This window comes from Amycolatopsis sp. NPDC050768 (assembly GCF_040654155.1).
Lineage (GTDB): Bacteria > Actinomycetota > Actinomycetes > Mycobacteriales > Pseudonocardiaceae > Amycolatopsis.
The window spans coordinates 1-23,310 of sequence record NZ_JBFAHL010000011.1; the positions used below are offsets into that span (position 1 = coordinate 1).

General features: G+C 70.1%; 26 protein-coding genes. 17 read left to right on the forward strand and 9 right to left on the reverse strand.

The window, feature by feature from the left end; genetic code table 11:
- Positions 1–208: 208 nt before the first annotated feature.
- The 6 genes from AB0H62_RS29325 to AB0H62_RS29350 all read left to right on the forward strand — a co-directional run bounded on the left by AB0H62_RS29325 (position 209) and on the right by AB0H62_RS29350 (position 4,116).
- Positions 209–691 carry a MarR family winged helix-turn-helix transcriptional regulator gene (locus tag AB0H62_RS29325; RefSeq protein WP_220243580.1) on the forward strand — a complete coding sequence of 161 codons (483 nt, stop codon included), beginning with the start codon at positions 209–211 and terminating at the stop codon, positions 689–691.
- Positions 692–701: 10 nt separating this feature from the next.
- Positions 702–1,352 carry a TetR/AcrR family transcriptional regulator C-terminal domain-containing protein gene (locus tag AB0H62_RS29330; RefSeq protein WP_360589519.1) on the forward strand — a complete coding sequence of 217 codons (651 nt, stop codon included), beginning with the start codon at positions 702–704 and terminating at the stop codon, positions 1,350–1,352.
- Positions 1,353–1,476: 124 nt separating this feature from the next.
- A complete protein-coding gene (locus AB0H62_RS29335; RefSeq protein WP_220243578.1) occupies positions 1,477–2,664 on the forward strand; it encodes an FAD-dependent monooxygenase in 1,188 nt (395 codons plus the stop codon).
- A 42-nt stretch (positions 2,665–2,706) separates the two neighbouring features.
- On the forward strand, positions 2,707–3,090 hold the full coding sequence (locus AB0H62_RS29340; protein WP_220243577.1) for a MerR family transcriptional regulator: 384 nt from the start codon (positions 2,707–2,709) through the stop codon (positions 3,088–3,090).
- Entirely contained in the window at positions 3,087–3,416 is a 330-nt protein-coding gene (gene trxA, locus AB0H62_RS29345; RefSeq protein ID WP_360589522.1) for a thioredoxin, read from the forward strand. The genes AB0H62_RS29340 and trxA overlap by 4 nt, the downstream gene beginning before the upstream one ends.
- Positions 3,417–3,468: 52 nt before the next feature.
- Complete coding sequence (locus AB0H62_RS29350; protein WP_220243575.1) at positions 3,469–4,116, forward strand: DUF998 domain-containing protein; 648 nt, start codon at positions 3,469–3,471, stop codon at positions 4,114–4,116.
- Between the two features lie 28 nt (positions 4,117–4,144).
- On the opposite strand, the gene AB0H62_RS29355 is transcribed toward AB0H62_RS29350, so the two are convergent.
- Complete coding sequence (locus tag AB0H62_RS29355) at positions 4,145–5,278, reverse strand: MAB_1171c family putative transporter (protein WP_220243574.1); 1,134 nt, start codon at positions 5,276–5,278, stop codon at positions 4,145–4,147.
- 134 nt (positions 5,279–5,412) lie between these two features.
- The gene (locus AB0H62_RS29360) at positions 5,413–6,123 is read right to left on the reverse strand and encodes a TetR-like C-terminal domain-containing protein (protein ID WP_220243573.1); all 711 of its coding nucleotides are present in this window, start codon (positions 6,121–6,123) and stop codon (positions 5,413–5,415) included.
- A 275-nt stretch (positions 6,124–6,398) separates the two neighbouring features.
- On the opposite strand from AB0H62_RS29360, the gene AB0H62_RS29365 reads away from it, so the two are divergent.
- Together AB0H62_RS29365 and AB0H62_RS29370 are read left to right on the forward strand one after the other, a co-directional pair.
- Positions 6,399–7,340 carry an NAD-dependent epimerase/dehydratase family protein gene (locus AB0H62_RS29365; protein ID WP_220243572.1) on the forward strand — a complete coding sequence of 314 codons (942 nt, stop codon included), beginning with the start codon at positions 6,399–6,401 and terminating at the stop codon, positions 7,338–7,340.
- Between the two features lie 109 nt (positions 7,341–7,449).
- A complete protein-coding gene (locus AB0H62_RS29370; protein WP_360589525.1) occupies positions 7,450–10,845 on the forward strand; it encodes an aminotransferase class I/II-fold pyridoxal phosphate-dependent enzyme in 3,396 nt (1,131 codons plus the stop codon).
- 3 nt (positions 10,846–10,848) lie between these two features.
- Here AB0H62_RS29370 and AB0H62_RS29375 read toward each other — a convergent pair whose 3' ends face one another.
- The 4 genes from AB0H62_RS29375 to AB0H62_RS29390 all read right to left on the reverse strand — a co-directional run bounded on the left by AB0H62_RS29375 (position 10,849) and on the right by AB0H62_RS29390 (position 13,294).
- Positions 10,849–11,379, reverse strand: a complete 531-nt coding sequence (locus AB0H62_RS29375) for a toxin (RefSeq protein ID WP_220243570.1) — start codon at positions 11,377–11,379, stop codon at positions 10,849–10,851.
- A gap of 2 nt (positions 11,380–11,381) precedes the next feature.
- Positions 11,382–11,828, reverse strand: coding sequence for a helix-turn-helix domain-containing protein (locus AB0H62_RS29380; protein ID WP_220243569.1), 447 nt, complete (start codon positions 11,826–11,828; stop codon positions 11,382–11,384).
- Between the two features lie 226 nt (positions 11,829–12,054).
- On the reverse strand, positions 12,055–12,591 hold the full coding sequence (locus AB0H62_RS29385; RefSeq protein ID WP_360589527.1) for a hypothetical protein: 537 nt from the start codon (positions 12,589–12,591) through the stop codon (positions 12,055–12,057).
- Positions 12,592–12,871: 280 nt separating this feature from the next.
- Entirely contained in the window at positions 12,872–13,294 is a 423-nt protein-coding gene (locus tag AB0H62_RS29390; RefSeq protein ID WP_220243567.1) for a hypothetical protein, read from the reverse strand.
- A 328-nt stretch (positions 13,295–13,622) separates the two neighbouring features.
- Here AB0H62_RS29390 and AB0H62_RS29395 point away from each other — a divergent pair, with 328 nt between their 5' ends.
- Both AB0H62_RS29395 and AB0H62_RS29400 read left to right on the forward strand, forming a co-directional pair.
- On the forward strand, positions 13,623–14,264 hold the full coding sequence (locus AB0H62_RS29395) for a GNAT family N-acetyltransferase (RefSeq protein ID WP_360589530.1): 642 nt from the start codon (positions 13,623–13,625) through the stop codon (positions 14,262–14,264).
- Entirely contained in the window at positions 14,209–14,718 is a 510-nt protein-coding gene (locus AB0H62_RS29400; protein ID WP_360589896.1) for a TetR family transcriptional regulator C-terminal domain-containing protein, read from the forward strand. The genes AB0H62_RS29395 and AB0H62_RS29400 overlap by 56 nt, the downstream gene beginning before the upstream one ends.
- Positions 14,719–14,797: 79 nt before the next feature.
- Here AB0H62_RS29400 and AB0H62_RS29405 read toward each other — a convergent pair whose 3' ends face one another.
- On the reverse strand, positions 14,798–15,550 hold the full coding sequence (locus AB0H62_RS29405; protein WP_360589532.1) for an enoyl-CoA hydratase-related protein: 753 nt from the start codon (positions 15,548–15,550) through the stop codon (positions 14,798–14,800).
- Between the two features lie 25 nt (positions 15,551–15,575).
- Positions 15,576–16,391, reverse strand: a complete 816-nt coding sequence (locus AB0H62_RS29410) for a helix-turn-helix transcriptional regulator (RefSeq protein ID WP_360589534.1) — start codon at positions 16,389–16,391, stop codon at positions 15,576–15,578.
- 116 nt (positions 16,392–16,507) lie between these two features.
- On the opposite strand from AB0H62_RS29410, the gene AB0H62_RS29415 reads away from it, so the two are divergent.
- A complete protein-coding gene (locus AB0H62_RS29415) occupies positions 16,508–17,554 on the forward strand; it encodes an aldo/keto reductase (RefSeq protein ID WP_220243562.1) in 1,047 nt (348 codons plus the stop codon).
- A gap of 348 nt (positions 17,555–17,902) precedes the next feature.
- Positions 17,903–18,082, forward strand: coding sequence for a hypothetical protein (locus tag AB0H62_RS29420; protein ID WP_360589536.1), 180 nt, complete (start codon positions 17,903–17,905; stop codon positions 18,080–18,082).
- Here AB0H62_RS29420 and AB0H62_RS29425 read toward each other — a convergent pair.
- Complete coding sequence (locus AB0H62_RS29425) at positions 18,060–19,256, reverse strand: cysteine desulfurase-like protein (RefSeq protein WP_360589538.1); 1,197 nt, start codon at positions 19,254–19,256, stop codon at positions 18,060–18,062. The two genes, AB0H62_RS29420 and AB0H62_RS29425, sit on opposite strands and share 23 nt — an antisense overlap.
- Positions 19,257–19,373: 117 nt before the next feature.
- On the opposite strand from AB0H62_RS29425, the gene AB0H62_RS29430 reads away from it, so the two are divergent.
- The 5 genes from AB0H62_RS29430 (at position 19,374) to AB0H62_RS29450 (ending at position 23,246) form a co-directional block, all read left to right on the forward strand.
- Positions 19,374–19,940, forward strand: a complete 567-nt coding sequence (locus AB0H62_RS29430; RefSeq protein ID WP_220243559.1) for a TetR/AcrR family transcriptional regulator — start codon at positions 19,374–19,376, stop codon at positions 19,938–19,940.
- A 15-nt stretch (positions 19,941–19,955) separates the two neighbouring features.
- Complete coding sequence (locus AB0H62_RS29435; protein ID WP_220243558.1) at positions 19,956–20,582, forward strand: peptide deformylase; 627 nt, start codon at positions 19,956–19,958, stop codon at positions 20,580–20,582.
- 67 nt (positions 20,583–20,649) lie between these two features.
- On the forward strand, positions 20,650–21,666 hold the full coding sequence (locus tag AB0H62_RS29440; RefSeq protein WP_360589540.1) for an alcohol dehydrogenase catalytic domain-containing protein: 1,017 nt from the start codon (positions 20,650–20,652) through the stop codon (positions 21,664–21,666).
- On the forward strand, positions 21,641–22,360 hold the full coding sequence (locus AB0H62_RS29445) for a hypothetical protein (RefSeq protein WP_360589542.1): 720 nt from the start codon (positions 21,641–21,643) through the stop codon (positions 22,358–22,360). Before AB0H62_RS29440 ends, AB0H62_RS29445 begins: the two co-directional genes overlap by 26 nt.
- Before the next feature lie 61 nt (positions 22,361–22,421).
- Entirely contained in the window at positions 22,422–23,246 is an 825-nt protein-coding gene (locus AB0H62_RS29450) for an isocitrate lyase/phosphoenolpyruvate mutase family protein (RefSeq protein WP_360589544.1), read from the forward strand.
- Positions 23,247–23,310 lie beyond the last annotated feature (64 nt).

The following is a 23,310-nucleotide window of genomic DNA, read 5'->3' on the forward strand; positions in this document are numbered from 1 at the left end:
GGTCTCTATCGAGGTCAAGCCGAAATCACGAGCAACGATCGCTGTATCGTTCTCTCGGGGGACCACCGACGAAGCATGTACCAAGGCCAGGACCCCGGCCGATCCGACCGCCCGATCGAGACGCCGGCTCCTAGGCGATCTCGCACGCCCCGCCGGAGGCGGGGCAAACAATAGAGTGATACGTCAACAAATTGGGTAGACTCACTTCATGACGGACGCACGCTGGCTCGACGAGCGCGAGTTGCACGTCTGGAAGCTGTTCCACCTGCTCCAGCGGTCCTTGAACGGCGCCATCGACCGGCAGCTCGTGCGCGACGCGGGGCTTTCGGGCCCGGACTACACGCTGATGGTGCCGCTGTCCGAGGCGCCCGGCGACGTGCTGCGCATGCGCGACCTCGGGATGCAGATCAGGTGGGACCGCAGCCGGCTGTCGCACCACGTGAGCCGGATGGAGAAACGCGGCCTCGTCACGCGCGAAGACTGCTCGGACGACGCGCGCGGCGCCATGGTGCGCCTCACGCCGGCCGGGCGCGAAGCGATCGAGGCGGCCGCGCCCGAGCACGTGGAGACCGTGCGGCGGTACTTCTTCGAGCAGGTCAAACCCGACGAGCTCGAGGTACTGGAACGCGTCTTCGACCGCATGGTCTCGCGCCTCAACGCGGACGACGAAGACGGCCCCTGTACGAGGTAAAGTCGGGTTCGTGGCCAAAACGCGCGAGAAGCTCAGCCGCGAAACGATCGTCGACGGCGCCCTCGCGCTCGCCGATCGCGAAGGCCTCGACGCGCTGACGATCCGCCGCCTCGCGCAGGACCACGGCGTCACGCCGATGGCCCTGTACTGGCACTTCAAGGACAAGCACGAGCTCGTGGCCGGCCTGGCCGAACGCCTGCTGGCGGACGTCTCGCTGCCGGATTCCGACGGGCCTTGGGACACGCGGCTGCGGGCCGCGCTCGTGGCGGTGCTGGCCGCCGTGCGCCCCCACCCCGCGGTCGCCGGCCTCGTCCCGCCGCGCATCCTCGAGTCCGACGCCGGCCTCACCGTGGCCGACCACGTGCTCGGCCTGCTGCGCGAAGCCGGCTTCACCGCCGAAGAAGCCGCGGAGCTCGGTGGCTACCTGCTGTGCGCCGGCGTCACCCTCGTGACGGCCGAGCCCGGCGCCACCGACGTCCACCCCGCGTCTTCGCGCGACGAAGCAGTGGAGCGCAAGCGGGTCGCGCTGGCCGCTTTGCCGCCCGAGCGCTTCCCGAACGTCGCGGCCGCCGCTGACGCGCTGGCCGTGTGCGGCGACGAGGACTCGTACTTCGAGCGAGGCGTCGACCTGCTGGTTTCGGGTGTTCGCGGCTTGCGCTGACGGTCGCCTCGACCCCTGCTGACGAGCGCGCACCACCCCCGTCAGCGCACCGTGCGGGCGTGGTCAGCGCCGGGCCGCAGTCTTGCGTCATCGAAACGCCGAACCCCGAGAAGGGACTCCAGCGATGACCAAGACCGTGCTCGTTTCCGGTGCCAGCGTGGCAGGGCCGTCGGCCGCTTTCTGGCTGCACCACCACGGCTACTCCGTGACCGTCGTCGAGGCGGCGCCGGCGCTGAGGCCCGGCGGCCAGGCCGTGGACTTCCGCGGCGAGCAGATGAAACTGATCGACGCGATGGGGCTCACCGAGGAGCTGCGCAAGTACGAGACCGCGATGGGCGACCAGCTGCTGCTGAACTCGGCGGGCAAGCCGATCGTGACCGTGCCCAGCTCGTTCGCCAGCGGCGAGCTCGAGATCCTGCGCGGCGACCTCGCCCGCATCCTCTACGACCGCACCGTGGACTACACCGAGTACGTCTTCGGCGACCGCGTCACGTCGCTGACCGAGACGGCCGACGGCGTCGAGGTGACCTTCCGCCACGGCGCGCCCCGCCGGTTCGACCTGGTGGTCGGCGCCGACGGCGTGCACTCGGGCGTGCGGACGGCCGCCTTCGGTGCGGAGTCGCGCTTTCGCAAGGACCTCGGCTACCACGTCGCCGGCTTCACCGCGCGGAACCACCTCGGACTGGACCACAGCGGCCTGATCTACAGCGAGCCGGGCCGCGGCGCGATGGTCTACAGCGGACGCGACTCCGAGACCGTGAACGTCGGCCTGTTCTTCCGCGGCGACCCGCGCGGCTACGGCCGCCCGGACCTCGAGCGGCAGAAGGAGATCGTGGCCGACGTCTTCGCCGGCGCGGGCTGGGAGCTGCCTCGGCTGCTGGGCGCGGTCGACGACGCTCCGGACCTGTACTTCGACACCATCGGCCAGATCAGCATGGACAAGTGGTCGAAGGGCCGTGTGGTGCTGCTCGGCGACGCCGCGTGGTGCGCCGGCCCCGGCGGCTCCGGCACGGGCCTGGCGATGATGGGCGCGCAGATCCTCGCCGGTGAGCTGGCGGCCGCGAACGGCGACCACGTGACCGCGTTCGAGAAGTACGAGCAGCGCCTGCGCAAGCCGGCGCACATCGGCCACAAGAACGGTGCCGGCTCGGGCGGGTTCCTCGTGCCGGAGAACGAGAAGAAGCTGCGCAGCCGCAACCGGATGTACCGCATGCTGACCGGCCCGGTGTTCGGGAAGGTGTTCGACTACATGAGCACCCGGGCGGCGAACGCGGTGCAGTACCAGGAGTACACCGGCAAGCTCGCGGGTTGAGAGGTTGCCTTGACGCGCACGTCAAGGTCTACCGTCGGACGCATGCGGATCGGCGAGCTCGCCCGGCGGGCGGGGACGACACCACGGGCGTTGCGCTTCTACGAGGCGCAGGGGCTGCTGCCGGCGGGGCGGTCGGCGAACGGGTACCGGGAGTACGACGAGAACGATCTACGGCTGGTCAGCGAGATCCAGACGCTGCGCACGGTCGGGTTCACCCTCGAAGACACCCGCCCGTTCGTCGACTGCCTGCGCACCGGCCACAAGTCCGGCGACGCCTGCCCGGCTTCGGTCGAGGTGTACCGGCGCAAGCTCGAGGAAGTCGAGAAGTGCCTGGCCGACCTCGGCGCCGTGCGGACCGCGTTGATGGACAAGCTCGCCGAGGCTTCGGCCCGGCACGACCCCTGTGTTGCCGAGGAGATCCGATGACCACCGATGCGACCTTCGCCGCCGACGTCCTCGACCACGACAAGCCGGTGCTCGTCGACTTCTGGGCCGAGTGGTGCCCGCCCTGCCGGATGATCGCGCCGATGCCGGCCGAGATCGCGGCGATGCGCGCGGATTCCCTGACGGTGCGCCAGATCGACACCGACCTGAACCCCGAGACGGCGCGGAAGTACCAGGTCATGTCGCTGCCCACACTGATTCTGTTCCGCGGCGGCGAACCGGTGCACACCATCGTCGGCGCCCGCTCGAAGGCCCGGCTGCTCGCCGAGCTCGACAACGTTTTGGGAACGACTCCAGTCACCCTGTGAAAACCAGGCCGACCCGGTAAAAATAAGTGTGGACCACACCGGGGAGGCAACCGTGAACACCCTCGTGCGCTCGTTCCTCTTCCTCCGCCGAGCAATCGGGGTGCTCGGCCTCGCGCTGCCGTTCGTCGTGATCATCGGCAAGGAGCTGCTGCAAGGCGGCGGCCTGCAGGGTTCGCTGAGCGGCTACTACTACAGCGACCTGCGCGACGTCTTCGTCGGCACGATGTGCGCCATCGGCGTTTTCCTCGTCTCCTACCGGGGCTACGGGCGGATCGACGACATCGCCGGCAACGTCGCGGCGGTCGCCGCCATCGGCGTCGCGCTCTTCCCGACCAGCCCGGCCTCGCCGACGGGCACCGAGCGGGCTGTGGGAGTGGCGCACCTCGTGTTCGCCGCGATCTTCTTCCTCACGCTGGCGTTCTTCTGCTTCTTCCTGTTCACCAAGTCCGACGAGACGTCGCCGACCTCGCGCAAAGCCGTGCGCAACGTCGTCTACCGCGTGTGTGGCGGCGTGATGCTGGTGGCACTGGTGCTGATCGTGATCAACGGGCTCTTCTTCGACGCGGCCACGGCTTCACTGCACCCGACGGTGTGGCTGGAATCCCTCGCGGTGATCGCGTTCGGCGTCTCGTGGCTGGTGAAGGGCGACGCGCTGCTGGCCGACCTGCCGCACGACCGCAGCGAACTGGTCCAGGCCTGAGCCGCGGTCCACTTCGGACGAAAGTGGTTCAGTCCAGTCGGCCGTAGGCGGCCGAAACCTGCGTGAGCCACTCGACTTCCGCGGCGAAGGTCTTGGCGTCGTGGTCGCCGAAGCTGCCGTTGTCCTGGCTGTGTGCGGGGGTGACGCCGGAGTTCTTCGCCCGCAGCGCGTGCTTGATCTTCGTGGCCTCGATCAGGGCCTGGTCCGGCGCTTCGGCCGGGGAGGACTCGGCGCGGTCCATGTACGGCCGCAGCGCCCGCCAGCCGTCGCGGATCTCGATCACGCGGCGGTGCAGGCGGTAGTGCAGGTCGGACCACTGGCGGTCGGCACCGGACGGCGGCTCCAGCGCGATGCCCGGCGACGACTCGTACAGCGAGTGCCACAGCGGGTAGAGCGCGCGGTAGGAGCTGTAGTTCCGGCCCCACGCAAGGAGGTTCGACACGTGCCCGCCCCACGACGGCATGGTCAGCCCCAGCGACACGATCACGATGCCGAGCGCGCTGAACAGCGACGCCGCGATGGCCCACGGTCCGACCGACAGGCCGAACATGGGGCTCACGATGTTCACCGTGCGCGCGGCGCAGTAGAGGAACAGCACCACCGCGCCGACCGCGAGCATCCGCAAAGCGCGGCGCAGCCACGGTTTCGTGGTGCTTCGCGCGTATGGGATGCACTGGCGGTAGATCGTCACGCACGGCACCGCCTGCGAGACGATGAACAGCAGCAGGTAGACGAGGATGACCGGATTGCTGCTGCCGGTGCCGAACGCCGACGCCGGCGTGCCGGGGCGATTGCCGATGAAGAACAACGCTGTGAGCACCACGCACAGCACGACGCCGGCGATGATCCACGCCCGGATCGCGCGCCGCACCTCCGAGAGCGGGTTCGCCCACTGCATCAGCAGGATCTGCGCGCTGATGCAGTAGGCGACCGCCGAGAGGTGCAGCACGAGGATGGCCAGGTTCTGCACGCCGAAGAACGTGACGATGCTGAGCGACACCGCCCCCATCGTGAACGTGAGGCACTGCAGTACCAGCGTCACCATCATCGTCACGTACCCGATGTCACCCCAGCCGCGCCGGATCGACGCGAGCTTGTAGAGGAACGCGGCGTACGACGACACCGCGGACGACGCGAAGAGCACGATCTTCAGCGCGTTCACACCAGACCACCCCAGTTGTGTTCTGTATCGATTGTTACTAATCCGACCACAGTCACGGCCGAATGGCTTCGTAGCAACGGTTACGCGCCGCGTGGGGGGTCGGCCTGCTTTTGGCCGGATTAGTAACTCGAGATTCAGGCGTTCACGGCCTCGCGCCGGCTTCCTTCGAGCGGCACGGCCAGGCCGACGGCTTCCGCCGCCACGGCCACCGCGTAGTCGAAGAAGGCCGACTGGTCGGCGACGCTGTCGTGCGTACGGCTGAACACCTGGAACACCAGCAGGCCGATCAGGTTGCTCCACAGCACGATCCCGCGTTCGAGCAGATCGCCGTACGGAGCCTCGGGCTGTCCGCCGAAGAGCGCGACGGCCTCGGCGGTCACAAGCGTCGGACCGGGCAGCGGCCGGCTCGGCGGCGTGAGGGATCCCGCCGCCAGCGCGGAACGCAGCACCGCGGCGAGCGCCGCGGGCGTGCGCGAAGCCGGGCCCACGGTGGTCTCCGGTGCCGCGTAGCCGGGCACGGGCGAGCCGTAGAGCAAGGCGAACTCGGCCGGGTTCGCGAGCGACCATTCGCGCAATGCGCGGGTGACGGCCAGCAGGCGCGCGCCGGGATCCGTTTCCCGCTCGCCGGGATCGGCCTGTTCCATGGCCCCGCCGGAGGCGTTGTAAGCGTCGATGATCAATGCGGTCAGGAGATCGTCACGATCTCCGAAAAACGGTTGCACCTCGGCCACGGTCACGCCGCTTTCGACGGCCACCGTCTGCAGCGTCAGACCGGTCGCACCGGTCTCGGCGAGCTGACGGCGAGCCGTGTCCTTGACGAGCCGGGGGAGATCTTCAGAAGACATAGGCATCCTTGTCGGAACTGTCCATGATCGGCGACCCTACACCAACGCCAGTCGGCCGCCTAGGGTCCGAAAAGCGGCTCCGGCCACAGTGAAGACTTGAGTGAAGACCACTGAGAAGTCCCTGTGAATCCGATTAATCGCGAGTCATTTCACGAGGGTGTCGTGAGGCATCCGAGAGGTTTACGGACAACTGTCCGAAGAAGTTCGCGGTGAACCCGAAGTTACGGATACCTGAAAAGCCAATCCCGCTCACCGGGCTGACTATGGTGTGGCGCATGAGTCTTCACGTGGTGATCGGGTTCGGCCCGGCGGGGGCGGCGACGGCGAGGCTGCTCGCCGAACGGGGCGAGCGGGTGAAGGTGATCGGCAGGTCGCCGCGACCGGAGGAAGCGGGGATCGAGCACGTGGTGCTCGACGCCACCGACAGCGCCGCACTGACCGCCGCAGCTGAGGGTGCTGACGCGATTTACCAGTGCGCGAGCCCGCCTTATCACCGGTGGACGCGCGACTGGCCGCCGCTGGCCGCCGCCACCGCCGCGGCGGCCGAGGCGACCGGCGCCGTCCTCGTGGCGCTCGGGAACCTGTACGCCTACGGGCCCGTCGAAGGTCCGATCACCGAGGACCTGCCGCTCGAAGCGACGGGCCCCAAGGGCCGCGTGCGCGTGCAGCTGTGGAAGCAGCTGCACGATCTGCACGAGCAGGGCCGGATTCGCGCCGCCGAGGTGCGGGCGTCGGACTTCTTCGGCCCCGGCGTGACCGACGGTGGGCACCTGGGCGCGCGAGTGGTGCCGGCGGTGCTGAAGGGACGCAAGGTTCAGGTGATGGGCGACCCGGACGCGCCGCACAGCTGGACCTACATCCCCGACGTGGCGCGCACGCTGGTGCGCGTTGCCGCGGAGGAAAAGGCGTGGGGTCGCGCGTGGCACGTGCCGACGCTGCCGGCGCGTTCGTCGCGCGTGATGGTCGGCGTGCTGTGCGAAGCAGCGAGTGTGCCGCCGGTCGGCGTACAACGGCTTCCGGCGCCGCTGCTGCGGATGGCGGCCGCGTTTTCGCCTTTGCTGCGAGAACTGCAGGAGGTTCGCTACCAGTTCGACCGCCCGTTCGTGGTGGATTCCCGTGCGTTCACGGAATTCTCAGGCGAGGAAGCCACCCCGCTCGGCGAGCAGGCGGCGGCGACGGTGAGCTGGTGGCGTGATCGGTCGGCTACCGTGGGTTGACCTGCGGTCGGGGATTTTCGCACGAATTCCGGGACGCTCTTGAAAATCCGATCGCCACGGGGCAATCTCTCACCTACTGGGTGGGCGATCGGCGCGAGGAAGTTCTGTCATGGCGTCTTGGGGATCTGCTGCGCAAGAAATCGGAAATCGACCGGACATCGCTATTGTCGGCATCGGGTGCCGTTTTCCCGGTGCGCGGAACGTGAACGAGTACTGGGATCTGCTCAGTGAGCCGAAGCCTCAGTTCAGGACCGTCCCGGATTCGAGGTGGTGCCGGGACTCGTTCTACAACGACGATTTCCGGGACACCTCGGCCGCGTACTCCGACAAGATGGCGCTGCTCGACGACGTCGGCGACTTCGACGCCGGGCACTACGGCATCCCGCCGCGCCGCGCGAAATCACTCGACCCGCAGCACCGGCTGCTGGTCGACCTCACGCGCGAAGCGCTGCAGGACGCCGGCTGGGAGGCCGGCGGCTTCGAGCGCGAAGACACGTCGGTGATCATGTCGCTGTCCGAGAGCGGCTACCGCGAGATGAGCACGCTTCACATTCGCCTGCGCCAGCTCGCGGGCGGCGAGTTCGGTCGCTCGGCGGGCGCCGAGCTGGCGGAGGCGGGCTCGGCCGTCGGTGGTCTGCACGCCACGGCCATGGCCGGGCTGCTGCTCAACATGGGCCCGAGCTCGATCAGCTCCGTGTTCGACCTGCACGGCGAAAGCTACGCGCTCGATGCCGCCTGCTCCGGCGGCCTCACGGCGGTGGCCAACGCGGTGTTCGCGCTGCGGGCGGGCCGCTGCCGCATCGCCGTGGCCGGTGGTGCGCAGCTGGTGCTCACGCCGGACCTGCTGGTGGGTTTGTGCCGCATCGGTGCGGTTTCCCGCACCGGCGAGTGCCGGCCGTTCGACAGCCGGGCCGACGGGTTCGTGCTGGGTGAAGGTGCCGGCGTGCTCGTGCTGCGCCCGCTGGCCGACGCGCAGGCCGCCGGCGACCGGATCTACGCGGTGATCCGCGGCGTCGGGCTGTCCAACGACGGCACGGTCAAGGGCGGCATGATGCCGCAGGAGTCGGGCCAGCTGCTGGCGTTGCGCCGCGCGTACCGCGACGCCGACGTGGAGCCTGGCTCCGTCGGGTACCTGGAAGCGCACGGCACGGCGACGTCGGTGGGCGACGACGTGGAGATCAACGCGCTGGGCGAGCTGCGTCGCGACGCGACCACTCCCGCGTACCTCGGCGCCGCGAAGTCCGTGGTGGGGCATTCGCTCGGGACCGCGGGGATCGCCGGGCTGATCAAGTCGGTGTTGTCGGTCCACAAGGGACAGATCCTGCCGCAGCCGGACTTCGAGCCGGCCGGGCACCTGGCGCTCGACGAGGCCGGTCTGCGGGTGGCCGGGGAGGTGACGCCGTGGACTGCCGACGGTCCGCGCCGCGCGGGGGTGAGCGCGTTCGGCTTCGGTGGGACGAACGTGCACGTGGTGCTCGAGGAATCCCCTGCGGTGCCAACGGTTTCTGTTGATGGTCCGCAGTTGCTGCTGCTGACCGCGCGCGACCGGGCGGGCTTGGCCCGGCACGCGCGTGAGGTCGCGGAGGTGCTCTCGCGCGATCCGCTGCCGCTGGCCGCGGTGGCGTCCACTTTGGCGCGTCGCGCGTTGTTCGCCGAACGGCTCGCCGTGGTGGCCGACGATGCCGGCGACGCGGTGTCGAAGCTGGTGGCGGCGTCCGTCGCACTGGAATCCGGGACGGCGGGGGAGCTGGCGCCGGCGACGTACGCGGGGGTCGTGGCGCCGGGCGCCGAGGTGCCCGCGCCGGAACTGCCGCTGCTGGAGCTGGCCGCGCTGGCCGTGACCGGCGCCGGGCTGCGGCCCGCGATCGGCCGGACGCCGCCGTGCACGCTGCCGCCGAGCCCGCTCAGCCCGCGTCACCACTGGGTCGTCGACGAGGCGAAGCGGCTGAAGGCGCAGTCGTTGCCGCCGCTGAGTGCTGTCTCGTCCGCGGAACCCGTTGAGCCACAGGGACTTCCGTCGTCGCGGGACGTGCTGGCCGTGGTGCTGGAGGAGGTCGCGCGCACGAGTGCGTTCCCGGTCGGTGACCTGTGCGCAGGGCACGCGTTGATCGACGATCTCGGGTTCGACTCCCTCATGCTGACGGAGCTGGAAGCCAACCTCCGCAAGCGCTTCCCCGGGCAGCGCTTCGAGATCGAGCAGGAGCGCGGTGTCACGGCCGGTGCGGTGGCGGGGCTCATCACGCCCGCCGTGCCGGTGCCCGTGCCACTGGCTTCGGAGACCGTCGCGTTCGACCCCGCCACGGCGTCGATCGACGACTTCCCCGAGGCCGCGGCGATCGACGCGCGGCTGCGGGAGTTCTCGGACCTCGGCGTGCCGAACCCGTACTTCCGCAAGCACCAAGGTCTCCTGACCAGCACGACGACCGTCGGCGGCCGGCAGTACCTGTCGTTCTCCAGCTACAACTACCTGGGTCTCTCCGGCCACCCGGCCGTGACGGCCGCGGTGCACGACGCCGTGGAACGCTATGGCACCTCGGTGTCCGGCAGCCGCCTCCTCGCGGGCGACCGCGACCTCACGCGTGGGCTGGAGACGGAGCTGGCGACGTTCCTCGGCACGGACGACTGCCTCGCGCTGGTGAGCGGCCACGCCACCAACGTCAGCGCCATCGGCCACCTCGTCGGCCCCGGCGACCTCATCGTGCACGACTCGCTCGCGCACGACAGCATCCTGCAGGGCTGCACCCTCTCCGGAGCGACGCGCCGCCCGTTCCCGCACAACGACGTCGCGCAGCTCGAAGACATCCTGCGCCGCACGCGCGCTCGGTTCCGCCGCGTGCTCATCGTGGTCGAGGGCGCCTACAGCATGGACGGCGACCTCGCCGACCTACCGGGCCTGATCGAGGTCAAGAAGCGCTACGGCGCCTTGCTGATGGTCGACGAGGCCCACAGCATCGGCACGGTCGGCGCCACGGGCGCCGGCGTCGGCGAACACTTCGGCGTCGAGCGATCCGAGGCCGACCTCTGGATGGGCACGCTGTCCAAGTCCCTGGCCGGCTGCGGCGGCTACCTGGCCGGCTCGTCGCGAACGGTCCAGTGGCTGCGGTATTCATTGCCGGGCTTCGTCTACAGCGTCGGCCTCACGCCCGCCAGCGCCGCCGCTTCCCTGGCCGCCCTGCGCGTCCTGCGCGCAGAACCCTCGCGGCTGGCTCGCCTCCGCGAAAACTCCGCGTCTTTCTTGAGGCTGGCCCAGGCCGCCGGCTTGCCCACCGGCTCCGCCTCCGCGACGCCCATCGTCCCCTGCGTCATCGGCGACTCCACCACAACCCTCCGCCTGGCCAGCGCCCTCTACGACCGTGGCATCATCGTCGACCCGATCCTCCACCCGGCCGTCGACGAATCCCAGACCCGCCTGCGCTTCTTCCTCACCAGCGACCACGAGGCGGCGCAGCTGGAATACACGACGACAACGGTGGCCACGGAACTCGCCCGGCTGCGGGAGAAGTGAGCTCTACAGCAGCATCCGCTCGATCCGGTCGATCGGCTTCTCCTCCGCCGCCGGGACCTTCGCGGCCGGGGCAGGAGCCGGCACGACGCCCATCCGCTCGGACAGCAGGTACGCGATGATCTCCGCCTCCTGCTCCTGCGCGTCGTCGTAGGTGGCGCGCATCAGCATGTCGCGGACGATGTCCGGGTCGAGGTTGGGGAAGAGGGACCGGGCGCTCTCGTCGTCGAGCAGGCCCGAGCCGCGGTGGCAGCAGATGATGTGACCGAGCTCGTGCAAGATGATGTGCTCCTGGTGTGCGCCGGTGGTGTTGGCGTCGAAGAAGATGAGGTCTTCTTGTTGCGCCGCAACCCACATGCCGCACGGGTGGGAGGCCGGCATGGGCATCGGCACGAGCGTGATCGGCCGTTCGCGGATGGTGCCCAGCCGTTCGCACAGAGTCGGGAGGTCGCAGCCCTTCGGCAGATCCAGCTCGGCGATCCGCCGGGCGCCCTCTTCGCGCATCCGCTTGAGCTGGTCGCGACGCTCCTCCGCCATGCTCAGCCCGCCGCTTCGTCGCTGACCGGCGGCAGGCCCTGCATCTGGCGGTACTGGTCCATGATCGTGGTGATCGCCTGCAGGTTCTCCTCGCGCATCCCCGCCGCGCGCATCGCGACCGCGCGCACGCCCGCCTGCCGCATCGCCTCGATGGCGGCCAGCTCGCTCAGCACGTCGCCCGCCACCTTCTCGTCGAAGAAGTACGCGACGGACACCCCGAAGAACTTCGCCAGCGCCGCCAACAGCTCCTGCGACGGGTTGGTGCGCTTGCCCGACCGCAGCTGCGACAGGTACACCGAGCCGACCTTCAGCTCCGGCGACACGCGCTTGAGCTCGGTCACGACCTCGGCGTTCGTCCAGTGCTTGCCCTGCGGGCGCACCGTGCGGAACAGATCGTCGAGCCTGGAGGCCAACGTCGGCCGAGTGTCATCACTCGAGTCACTGGACATGTCCGCCCCCTCCGGTCAGCGACTGATTGCTCTCAGCTAGGTCGACTATCCCAGATTAGCTGACAGTTGACAATCAGGGCTCCCCTACACAAGACTGTGAGCAGTGCGAGTTAGCTGTTAGTTAACTCGCCAACACAGGCTTAGCGGTAGGCGTTGCACTGCCGCGGGGCGGCGCTGGGGGTGTCGCTCCGCCGGTCCGCCGGCCGGGGCCCGGAGGCAGCCGGCTTCAGCGAACTGCCTCCGGGCCGGCGAGCTGTGCCCATTCGTCGGCCCAGCGGATCGCGCGCCGGTGGTCGAGCACGCGCCGGGCGATCCAGAACGCGCCGGCCAGCAGGCCGATCGCGCAGAGCCACGTGAAGGTGCCCACGAGCACGCCGTTGGTCACCGCGTCGGCGTGGGTGAGCGGGGCGGTGGTCTGCTTGCCGTTGTCGTCCAGCCAGATCGGCGCCTGCGAACCGGGGTTGCCGGCGCCCGCGGGCACCGTCACGACGCCGGTCTGCGGCGAGCCGTTCGGCAGCTGCCAGTTGGCGGTTACTCGAGAGCTGTGGGCGATCGGGGCGCTGTCGCCCATCGACGCCGTCTTCGGCGCGGGCGCGAGCACGGTCGCGGTGACTTGGTGGCGCGCGTGCAGCTGCGCGTCCGACGCCGCGGTCTCGTGGGGGACGTCGGCATTGCCGAGCAGTACCACGAGCGGGAGCGCCAAGATCGCGATCAGCGCGGCCAGGCCGGCGAGGAGACCCTCGATCCGGTCGGAGCGCCGCACGAGCGGATTCCGCGCGAATCCCAGTCGTCGTAGGAAACGAGTGAAGAGAAGAGGTGGTCTGCCAGCCCGAGCCTTGTTCCGCATGGGCTCCATGGTCCTCGTACACGCCCGCGCGCGCTGTGTCCAGCACAACGTTTTCTTTGATTTTCCTGGGAAAACGGTGTGTTCCTCAGCACGCTCAAGGTCTTCACCCCACTTGTGGGTGAACGCCGTCACTTCACGTCGTGATCGACTTGCCCGATGCTCGCCACGCGTTGAATGCGGAGCCCGGAAACCTGCGTCAGTCCACGAGCCGGACGGTCGCCGTACCGCTGTATGACTTGCGTCGCGTGATGCCGTGCTCAGCCACGATGCTCAGCTGGATCGACCGGTCGGACGGGGCCCAGTAACCGGTGCGCACGAAGTACCCGTCCATCGTGCAGAGGCGGTTGGCGGTCTTGCGCGAGCTGATCGTCTCCCAGCCCCAGTGCCGGCCGCTGGCTTCCACGCCGTTGCGCCGGACGTAGAGGCGCGGGTTGCCGACCTCGCGGCAGTACTCGGCGCCTTCCGCGATGTAGAGCACGCCGTCGACCTTGTAGAAGCGGCTGCCGTCGAGCAGGCTCACGTGACCCGACAGCGTGACGTTCACACGGCCGCCGTCGTTTCCCTCCATCTCCCAGTCGACGCAGAATTCCTTCGCCGGAGCTTCGATCGACTGGGTCATGACCGCGTCCCCTTCGTGCACTGTTTCGAGAAGATTAGATTAGAAGATAGAGAAGAATCACGAGGTCGGAAGGTTTCGGGAACGGTTTTCACCCGATAAGGCTCACGGCGCGACAGATTGTGTTCCACGCATGAATTGCCGGCATTTTTCAGCGCACTGGGTGATGGCGCACACGGGAAGTGAAATCGGATTACCCGGAACCGGTCATGTCCCACCGTTCGACTGGGCGGTGTGGGTCTCGGTCGGGGCCGGCCGTGTCGGTAGCGTGAGCACGACTATGACGTCCGTCATAGTGAGTCGATCAGGAAAACCGTGCTACCCATGGGCCATGACAGCTGTCATAGTGACCGTCGAGCCGGCGACCGCCGGTGCCGTGGAGGGACTCGTGCGAGCGTGCTCGCCGGAGAGCCTCGCGTGGCGCTTCACGTTGCCCGTGCGCCCGGCGCCCGACTGGGTCCTGGTGCGCTACCGCGCGTTCCTGCTCGCCGGCGCGGCCCTCGTCGCCAAGGTCGACGACGCTGCGGTCGGCTTGGTCAACCTCGTGCCGGAAGGCGAGCGCCGGGCCGAGCTCGCGGTGCTCGTGGCCGACGCCTGGCACCGCCGCGGCATCGCGAGCGCGCTCGTGCGCAGCCTGACCGAGGACGTCCGATGGGCGGGCTGGACGCTGCACGCCACCGTCCAGGTCGGCAACGCGCCGGCCGAGGGCCTGCTGCGCGCACACGGCTTCCGCCCGGTCGCGACATTCGAGCGGGGCGAGAAGGAGTTCGAACGGGTCGTGCCGACTAGCATGACCAGCGTCATGAAGGAGGTTGTCGGTGGCGGAGTCGGAGAGGCCGGCGCGGGACCGGATGGTGTTCAGCGCCGCGCAGCTGCTGCGGACGCAGGGCGTCGGCGGTACAGGCCTGCGGGACGTGGTGACCCACGCGAACGCACCGCGGGGGTCGCTGCAGCACTACTTCCCCGGGGGTAAGGAGCAGCTCGTCGCCGAAGCGGTCGCCTGGGCCGGCAGGTACGCCGCGCGCCGCGTGCGCCGCAACGCCGAATCGCTGGAAGACGCGACGCCGGGCAACCTCTTCGCCGCGATGGTCGCGCCGTGGCGCGCCGAATTCGCCGATCAGGGATTCGGGAACGGCTGCCCGATCGTCGCCACGGTCGCCGATTCCGCCGCGATGAGCGAAAAGCTGCGGGAGAGTACGGCCGGCGCATTCGCCGAATGGCGTAAACCGCTCGTGGAAGCACTGGAGCAGATGGGCGTATCTCCCACGCGCGCGGCTTCGCTGGCCGTGCTGATGATCAGCTCGCTCGAAGGCGCGATCGTGCTCGCGCGCGCCGAGCAAGACGTCGCCCCGCTCGACTCGATCGTCGAGGAGCTGCGGCCGCTGCTCGACGGCGCCGTGGACAAGCGCCGCCGCAAGCTCGCCTGATGCGTTGTCGGTTACCAATCCGACCACAGTCACGGCGGGAACGGTTGCTGGACGCAGTCACGTCCTGCTGGATTCCCGCCTACTTCTGGTCGGATTGGTAACGGCGTCGGAGCTTCGCGCGCAGGTTGGCGACCGTCGCCGGGTCGTGCAGCAGCTTCGCGAAGTGCTGCGACTCCACGTCCATCCGCGCGGGCACGCTGGTGTTCTCGGTATCGCGCAGCAGCTCGCGGGTGAGCGCCAGCGACGAAGCCGGCTGCGCGGCCAGCGCGGCCGTCCGGTCGGCGACGCGGGCCTCCAGCGCCGCCGCGTCGGCCAGCACCTCGTTGACGAGCCCCAGCCGGTGCGCCTCGGCGGCCGGCACGCGGTCGCCGAACAGCAGCAGCTCGGCGGCGCGCTGCGGGCCGAGCAGGCGCGGCAGCACGAAGCTGCTGCCGTACTCCGGCACCAGGCCCAGCGACGTGAACGGGAACTGCAGGTAGCTGCGCTCGGTCGCGTACACGAGGTCGCAGTGCAGCAGCAGCGTCGCGCCGATGCCGACGGCCGGGCCGTCGACGGCCGCCACCACCACCGCGCGCGTGGCGAGCAGCGCCTCCTGGAAACGCCGCACGGGTGTGTCGTCCCCGCTGCCCTCGTCGTGCGCGAGGAAATCGCCCAGGTCGTTGCCCGCGGTGAACGTGCCGCCGGCGCCGGTGAGGACGACGATCGGTGTGGCCGCGGTCTCCAGCGCTTCGGCCAGGGCCGAGTACAGGGCCGTGGTCAGCGCGTTGCGCTTGTCCGGACGGTTGATCGTCACGGTGGTGACGGCTTCGCCGGCCACGACGTCGATGCTCATGCCCCCGAGAGTTCCACAACGGAACTCAGCCGGTCAACGCCATCTCGGCGAGGCTGCGCAACGCGGCTTCCGACGCCGAACCGGGCTCGGCCGAGTACACCACCACGAACTGACCGGGGTCGGTCTCCACCCCGAGACGCTGCGAGTCCACCGTCACCGGCCCGACGCGCGGATGCAGGAACGTCTTGCGCCGGAACCCCGCCATCCGCACGCGGTGATCGACCCACCACGTGCGGAAGTCCGGGTCGGCCGCCGACACCTCCTCGACGAGCGCGGCCAGCCGCGGGTCGTCCGGATAGTGTCCGGCGTCGCGGCGCAGATAGGCGACGCACTCGCGCGCCACCTGCGGCCAGTCGGCGACCATCGCGCGGTAGTCCGGGTCGAGGAACACCATCCGCACCATGTTGCGCCGCTCCGGCTCCAGCGCGCCGAACTCGGCGAACAACGCGGCCGCGACCGGGTTCCAGGCCAGCACGTCGAGCGCGCGCCCGACCACGAGCGCCGGCAGGTCGAGTGACGCGAGCAGCCGCCGCGTCTGGTCCCGGACCTCCCCGACGGGCGGGGCGGGGTCGGCCGGGCCGGCGATGGTCAGGAGGTACTCGCGCGCGTCGGGCGCCGGCTGCAACGCGTCGGCGAGCGATTCGAGCACCCCGCGCGAGACGTTGGTGGTGCGGCCTTGCTCCAGGCGCACGAGGTAGTCGACGCTCACGTTCGCCAGCTGCGCCACCTCCTCTCGCCGCAGCCCCGGCACCCGCCGCGGCTTGGCGTCGGCGGCGAACCCGACGTCGCCCGGGTGCACGCGCGAGCGGCTGGCGCGCAGGAAGTCGGCGAGCTCGGTCATGTCCGGCAGTATCACGCCGGCCGGCGCCCGCGCGAGAACCGGCCAGCGTGGTACTGGTGGTCCTACGGACGAACGCGCCGTGGCGCCGGCGTTCGCGGCCGCCGCACCGTGGACGCATGCGCTACACACTGCTGGGCAAAACGGGCGTGCGGGTCTCCGAGCTCGCCCTGGGCACGATGACCTTCGGCGAGGACTGGGGCTGGGGCGCGCCGCGCGAGACCAGCGCGCGGCTGCTCGACCTCTACGCCGAGGCCGGCGGCACCTTCCTCGACACCGCGAGCACCTACACACAGGGCTCGTCCGAACGCATCCTCGGCGAGCTGCTCGACGGCCGCCGCGACCGGTTCGTGCTCACCACGAAGTACACGGCCCAGACCCGCGCGGGCGACCTGAACTCGGCGGGCAACCACCGCAAGAACCTCGTCGACTCCCTGGAAACGAGCCTGCGCCGCCTGCGGACGGACCGCGTCGACCTGCTGTGGGTCCACGTGCGAGACACGCTCACACCGGTGCCCGAGGTGATGCGCGCGCTCGACGACCAGGTGCGCGCGGGCAAGGTCCTCTACGTCGGTGTCTCCGACTGGCCCGCGTGGGAGGTCGCGCAGGCCAACACACTCGCCGAGCTGCGCGACTGGTCCCCGTTCGTCGCCCTGCAGATCCGCTACAACCTGCTGGAACGCACGCCGGAGCGCGAGCTGCTGCCGATGGCGCACGTGTTCGACCTGCCGGTGCTGGCGTGGGGACCGCTCGCCGAAGGGCGGCTCACGGGCAAGTACCTGCGTGGCGAACCGGGCCGGCTCGACCTCGGCGGCACGTTCCGACCTGGCGAGGACAACGACGCCGTGGTGCGGGAGGTCGTCGCCATCGCTCGGGAAGGCGGCTGGTCGCCGGCGCAGGTGGCGCTGGCGTGGCTGCGGCAGCGCGGGATCATCCCGCTCATCGGCGCGCGTTCGGAGGCGCAGCTGCGGGACAACCTGGCGAGCGCGGACGTCGTGCTGGACGCGTCTCGGGTTGCTCGGCTCGACGAGCTCAGCCGGCCGTCTCTCGGCTTCCCGCACGACGTGCTGCGCAGCGACCGGATCAAGGCCAGCACGTACGGCGACCAGTGGGGCTCGGTCGACGACCGGCGCACGACCGTGCGCCGGACCGTCGCCGACGCGTGACCCGAAACCGGAGAAAACTGACACACTCCTCACGGCGGTGACGATCGACGGGGTGGACGGTTACCTCGGGAGGCAACACAGACGAAGCCGGCTTCGTGGGGCGGCAGCGGGAGCCGGCCGTGCTCGACGCGCACGCCCGGGCCACAGCGGACGGCATCGGGGCGCGTCGTGTTGCTCGCCGGCGAGCCGGGCGTGGGCAAGAGCCGGCTGGCCGCCGAGGTCGTGCGCCGGGCCGGGCTGCCGCGGCCTGGGGTGGCGCGACTGCCGGTATCCGCCGTACTGGCCGTTCCGGCAACTCGTGCGTGCACATGCTGGAACTGTCCGGGATGTCCACAGTGGACACCTTCCGTGCCGCGACGTCTGTGGCCGCCGGGGTGTGCGGGCTGGGCCACCGCAAGGGCCGCCTGGCGCTTCGACGCCGACGTGCTCGCGGTGGGCGGCAACCCGTTCACCGACCCGGCGGCCATCCACGACATCCGCGCGGTCTACGTGCGCCGGACGGCGGTCACAGCTCCGCTACCGCGCTGACCAGCCGGTCGACCTCGGCCGCCGTCGTGTACGGAGCGATGCCCGCGCGGACCGCGCCCGTGTCACCGAGGCCGAGGTGGCGGGAGCACTCGATGGCGTAGAAGCTCGCGGCCGGCGCGTTGACGTTGTGGCTCGCGAGGTGTTCGTACACGGCCTTGGGCTCGTGGTTCTTCACGGAGAACAGGACGGTCGGCGTGCGCTCGCGGCTCGGGGAGCCGTAGCGGACCACCCGGGGCAGCGCGGCGAGCCCGTCGTCGAGGCGCTGCAGCATTTCCTGCTCGTGGACCTCGAGCGCGGCCAGCGACGTGGCCAGGCGCTCGCGTCGCGTGCCCTCGGCCGGCACCAGATTGGCGAGGAAGTCGATGGCCGCGGTCGTGCCGGCGAGCAGCTCGTAGGGGAGCGTGCCCAGCTCGAAGCGCTCCGGCACGGCGTCGCTGGACGGCACGAGCTTGTCCGGCCGCAGCGTCTCCAGCAGCTCGGGCGCGGCCGCGAGCACGCCGAGGTGCGGGCCGAGGAACTTGTACGCGGAGCACGCGTAGAAGTCGGCGCCGAGTGCTTTGAGGTCGACCGTGGCGTGCGGTGTGAGGTGCACCCCGTCGACGTAGCTGAGTGCCCCGGCTTCGCGCACCTTCGCCGTGATCGCCGCGACGTCCGGCCGCGTGCCGAGCAGGTTGGACGCCGCCGTCACGGCCACCAGCCGCGTCTTGTCGGTCAGCAGCGCCGTGACCGCCTCGACCGGCAGCTCACCCGTCGTCGGGTCGAAGTCGGCCCACCGCACGGTGACTCCACGCGTGGCCGCCGCCTGCACCCACGGCCGGATGTTGGCGTCGTGATCGAGCCGCGTGACCACGACCTCGTCCCCGGTCTCCCACGTCTTGGCCAGCGTGCGCGAGAAGTCGTACGTCACCTGCGTCATGCTGCGCCCGAAGACGACGCCCTGGGGCTTCGCGCCGAGCAGATCGGCCACCGCCTGGCGCGCCTCGCGCACGACCCCGTCGGCGCGCCGCTCGGCCGGCGTCACGGTTCCCCGGTTGGCGATCGCGGAGCAGAGGACGGCCGCCACGGCTTCCCCCACCACGTCCGGCACCTGTGAGCCCCCGGGCCCGTCGAAGTGCGCAGCCCCTTCGGTAAGGGCGGGGAAATGCTTGCGGATCGCGTTCACGTCATAGGCCACGGAGCCCAGCATGCCGGAAGCGGTCAGGCGGGTGCGAGATCGGCCGTGGATCCCGCCTCCGACCCTGGTCAGGGCAGCTTGGTCGACAGCCGAGACGACCGGTCATATAATCGACAGATGCCACGTCCCAGCGTTCGTGAGGTGATCGTCGACACCGCGGTCACCGAGTTCCACCGCTACGGCTTCGCCGCGTGTTCGGTCGACACCATCACCCGGGCGGCCGGCGTGCCCAAGGGGTCGTTCTACAACCACTTCAAGAGCAAGGAAGACCTCGGCGCGGAGGTCGTCGCGCGCTACGCCGAAAGCTCCGGCTGGCGCGACGGCCACGGCGACCTCGGTCCGCTCGAAACGTTGCGCGCGCGGTTCACCGTGATGCGCGACGTGCTGGTGGACAACGAGTTCACCCGCGGCTGCCTCATCGGCAACATGGGTTCCGAGCGCGCCGACCACAGTCCCGTGATCCGCAAGCAGGTCGGGGAGAGCCTCACGCACTGGTCGGACAGCATCACCGACTCCATCCGCCAGGCGCAGGCCGCCGGCGAGGTCAAGGGCGACAAGGACCCGGAGCTGCTCGGGCGGTTCGTACTCGACGCGTGGGAGGGTGCGATCATCCGTACCAAGGTGGCCAAGAGCGTCGCCCCGCTGGACGACTTCTTCGACGTGGTGTTCGGCTCCCTGCTGTAGGAAGGTGCCCCCAGCGTGCTCGCCGACCTGGTGGACGAACTGCTCGCCCAGCCGCTCCCGTGGCCCATCGTCCAGGCCGGTGACCCGGTGCTGCGCACGGCCGCGGCGCCCTACGAAGGCCAGTTGGGTGACGCCGCGCTCGCCGGGCTGATCGAGGGCATGAAGGAGACGATGCACGCGGCGCCCGGCGTCGGGCTGGCCGCGCCGCAGATCGGGCTCCCGGTGCAGCTCGCCGTGGTCGAGGACTACGAGCGGCCGAACACGCCGCCCGAGGTGCTGGCAGTGCGGGGGATCGGGCCGTTGCCGTTTCGCGTGCTGGTGAACCCGCGGTACACGGCGCTGGGCTCGGAGCGGGTCGCGTTCTTCGAGGGCTGCCTGAGCGTGAACGGCTGGCAGGCCGTGGTCGCGCGGCCGTTGCGCGTCCGGCTTGAGGCGCAGGACGAGACGGGCGCGGCCGTCGACGAGGAGTTCGCGGGCTGGCCGGCGCGCATCGTCCAGCACGAGACCGACCATCTCGGTGGCGTGCTCTATCTCGACCGTGCGGAGCTGCGTTCGCTGTCGACGCACCAGTCCGTCGCGCAGCGGTGGGCGCAGCCGACGCCGGTCGACGCCGCCAAGGAACTGGGCTTCGACCTGCCCTGAAAAACGCGGGTGCTCGATTCGGGTGTGGCCCTTGACAGTGAGTAAGACGACCGGTCATATTCAATTCATGACAACTTACCAAACTCTGGAAGTCACCGGCACCCGCCAGTTCGCGCTCAGCGAGCGGGAGCTCGTCGCGCCGTCGCACGGGCAGGTGCGGGTCAAAGTGGAGTACTGCGGCGTCTGCCACTCCGACGTGCTGGCGGTCGAGGGGATGCGCGCCGACCCGGACGTGCCGCGGGTGCCCGGCCACGAGATCGTCGGGGTGATCGACGCCGTCGGCGAGGGTGTGCGGGCGTGGCACGTGGGTGAGCGCGTGGGCATCGGTTACCTGGGCGGGCACTGCGGCGAGTGCGAGTCCTGCCGGCGCGGCGACTTCGTCAACTGCACCGACCAGCCGTGGACCGGCACGCACGTCGACGGCGGTTACGCCGAATACGCCTACGCCCGTACGACCGGCCTAGTCCGCGTCCCGAGTGGACTGTCCTCTTCGGACGCCGCACCGTTGCTGTGCGCGGGGATCACCACGTACAGCGCGTTGAGCAAGCTCGACGCGCGTCCGGGCTCGCTGGTCGCGGTGCAGGGCATCGGCGGGCTGGGCCACCTCGGTGTGCAGTACGCGAAGGCGCTGGGCTACCGCGTCGCGGCGATCGCGCGTGGCACGGACAAGGCCGAGCTCGCCACCCGCCTCGGTGCGGACGAGTACGTCGACAGCACCGCCGCCGACCCCGGCGCGCAGCTGCAGAAGCTGGGCGGCGCGGCGGCGATCGTCGCGACGGCCTCGAGTGGCACGTCCATGTCGCCGCTGGTCGCGGGGCTCGCGCCGCGCGGGCGGCTGGTGGTCGTCGGCGCGGCGCCCGACCCGCTGTCGATCGGCACTACGGACCTGATCTTCGGCACGCGCACGGTGTCCGGCAGCCTCACCGGTTCGGCCGTCGAGAACGAGGACAGCCTCGCGTTCGCCGAGGCCCGCGGCGTGCGGCCGATGAACGAGATCGTCCCGTGGACCGACGCCCCGAAGGCGTATGAGCGCATGCTGTCCGGCCAGGCGCGCTTCCGTGTCGTCCTCGACCTGGCGGCCTGACGTGGCACTGCTCGACGACGTCCTCGATGCCCACGGCGGCCTCGACCGCTGGCGCCAGTTCACCTCGCTGACCGCGACGATCGTGACCGGTGGCGAGTTCTGGGCGATGAAGGGCCTCGTGCAGGACCCGAACCCGCGGCGGATGACGGTGTCGCTGGTGCGCGAGGAGGGTTCGTTGCACCCGTTCGGCGCGCCCGACCAGCGCACGCGCTTCGAGCCGGGGCGCATCGCGATCGAGAAGCTGGACGGCACTGTCGTTGCTTCGCGCGACAACCCGCGCGAGTCGTTCGCGGGGCACGGGCTGACGACGCCATGGGACCCGCTGCACCGCGCGTACTTCAACGGGTACGCGTTGTGGACGTACCTGACGACACCGTTCCTCCTGGCGGGTGAGGGGTTTTCGGTCGTGGAGACCGCGCCGGTGGTCGTGAACGGTGAGCGGTGGCACGTGCTGGAGGCGACGTTCCCGGACTCGGTGGCGAGCCACTCGCGGGTGCAGCGATTCTTCTTCGGGCCGGACGGGCTGCTGCGCCGGCACGACTACAACGTCGACGTGGCGGGCGGGTTTCCCGGGGTGCAGTACGTGTACGACCACGCCGTGTTCTCGGGCTTGAGCTTCCCGACGCGGCGGCGCGCGTACCGGGAGGAGATGGTGATGGTGTCGATCGATCTGAGCGAGATCTCGTTGAGCTGAGTTTTTGTCGGTGCCCGCTGCTAGCGTCCTCCCTTGTTCGGGTTCGACTGGGAGGAATCGCATGGAATCGTTGCAGGACAAGGCAAAGGCGTTCAGAGAGCTGCACGCTCAGCCGATGGTGGTACTGCCGAACGCGTGGGACGCCGGCAGCGCGGCCGTCATCCAGCACGCCGGCGCGAAGGCCATCGCCACCACGAGCGGCGGGGTCTCGTGGGCGCTCGGTCGCAGTGACGGCCAGGGTTTGACGCGCTCTGAGATGACGGCTGCCGTGCGGCAGATCGTCGGGGCCGTCTCGGTGCCGGTGACCGCCGACATCGAAGGCGGCTACGGCCCCGATCCCGCGGACGTCGCCGCGACCGTCGAGGAGGTCATCGCCGCCGGCGCGGTCGGCGTCAACCTGGAGGACTCCAGGGCGGGCACACTCTCGCTGTTCTCTCCGGAGGTCCAGGCCGCACGCCTGGCGGCAGGCCGTGCGGCCGCTGCATCAGCCGGCTTGCCGGAGCTGTGGATCAACGCCCGGACGGACGTGTACCTCTTCGGCGTCGGCAAGCCGGAGGCCCGCTTCGGCGACGTGGTGGCGCGCGCCCACGCGTACGCCGAGGCCGGCGTGGACAGCATCTTCGTGCCGGGCTTGGTGGACTTGGCGGTGCTTCGCGAGCTGACGGCCGCTTCTCCTCTGCCGGTCGCCGCCATGGCCGGGCCGGGCGCGCCCTCGGCGTCGGACTTCGCGGCTGCCGGCGTCCGCCGCGTCACCGTCGGCACAGCGCTGGCCCAGGGCGCCTACGCCGTGGCCCTCCGCGCGGCCCAGGAAATGCTCGGCGCGGGCACCTACGACGAACTGGACTCTGCGATGGATTTCGGCGCTTTGAACGGCTTGTTCAAGTGAGGGCCTTCGGCTGTGTGGAGCTGACTGCCGTGTAACCCACGCTCTGTCCCCACCCGTTTCGGCG

Coding starts and splice junctions, on each gene's coding strand:
- AB0H62_RS29410 (WP_360589534.1), bottom strand. CDS start 16,391: ATGACCGAGCTCGCCGACTTCCTGCGCGCCAGCCGCTCGCGCGTGCAC.
- AB0H62_RS29390 (WP_220243567.1), bottom strand. CDS start 13,294: ATGACCCAGTCGATCGAAGCTCCGGCGAAGGAATTCTGCGTCGACTGG.
- AB0H62_RS29430 (WP_220243559.1), top strand. CDS start 19,374: ATGCCACGTCCCAGCGTTCGTGAGGTGATCGTCGACACCGCGGTCACC.
- AB0H62_RS29365 (WP_220243572.1), top strand. CDS start 6,399: ATGAGTCTTCACGTGGTGATCGGGTTCGGCCCGGCGGGGGCGGCGACG.
- AB0H62_RS29340 (WP_220243577.1), top strand. CDS start 2,707: ATGCGGATCGGCGAGCTCGCCCGGCGGGCGGGGACGACACCACGGGCG.
- AB0H62_RS29370 (WP_360589525.1), top strand. CDS start 7,450: ATGGCGTCTTGGGGATCTGCTGCGCAAGAAATCGGAAATCGACCGGAC.
- AB0H62_RS29440 (WP_360589540.1), top strand. CDS start 20,650: ATGACAACTTACCAAACTCTGGAAGTCACCGGCACCCGCCAGTTCGCG.
- AB0H62_RS29415 (WP_220243562.1), top strand. CDS start 16,508: ATGCGCTACACACTGCTGGGCAAAACGGGCGTGCGGGTCTCCGAGCTC.
- AB0H62_RS29405 (WP_360589532.1), bottom strand. CDS start 15,550: ATGAGCATCGACGTCGTGGCCGGCGAAGCCGTCACCACCGTGACGATC.
- AB0H62_RS29395 (WP_360589530.1), top strand. CDS start 13,623: ATGACAGCTGTCATAGTGACCGTCGAGCCGGCGACCGCCGGTGCCGTG.
- AB0H62_RS29335 (WP_220243578.1), top strand. CDS start 1,477: ATGACCAAGACCGTGCTCGTTTCCGGTGCCAGCGTGGCAGGGCCGTCG.
- AB0H62_RS29450 (WP_360589544.1), top strand. CDS start 22,422: ATGGAATCGTTGCAGGACAAGGCAAAGGCGTTCAGAGAGCTGCACGCT.
- AB0H62_RS29375 (WP_220243570.1), bottom strand. CDS start 11,379: ATGGCGGAGGAGCGTCGCGACCAGCTCAAGCGGATGCGCGAAGAGGGC.
- AB0H62_RS29325 (WP_220243580.1), top strand. CDS start 209: ATGACGGACGCACGCTGGCTCGACGAGCGCGAGTTGCACGTCTGGAAG.
- AB0H62_RS29360 (WP_220243573.1), bottom strand. CDS start 6,123: ATGTCTTCTGAAGATCTCCCCCGGCTCGTCAAGGACACGGCTCGCCGT.
- AB0H62_RS29380 (WP_220243569.1), bottom strand. CDS start 11,828: ATGTCCAGTGACTCGAGTGATGACACTCGGCCGACGTTGGCCTCCAGG.
- trxA (WP_360589522.1), top strand. CDS start 3,087: ATGACCACCGATGCGACCTTCGCCGCCGACGTCCTCGACCACGACAAG.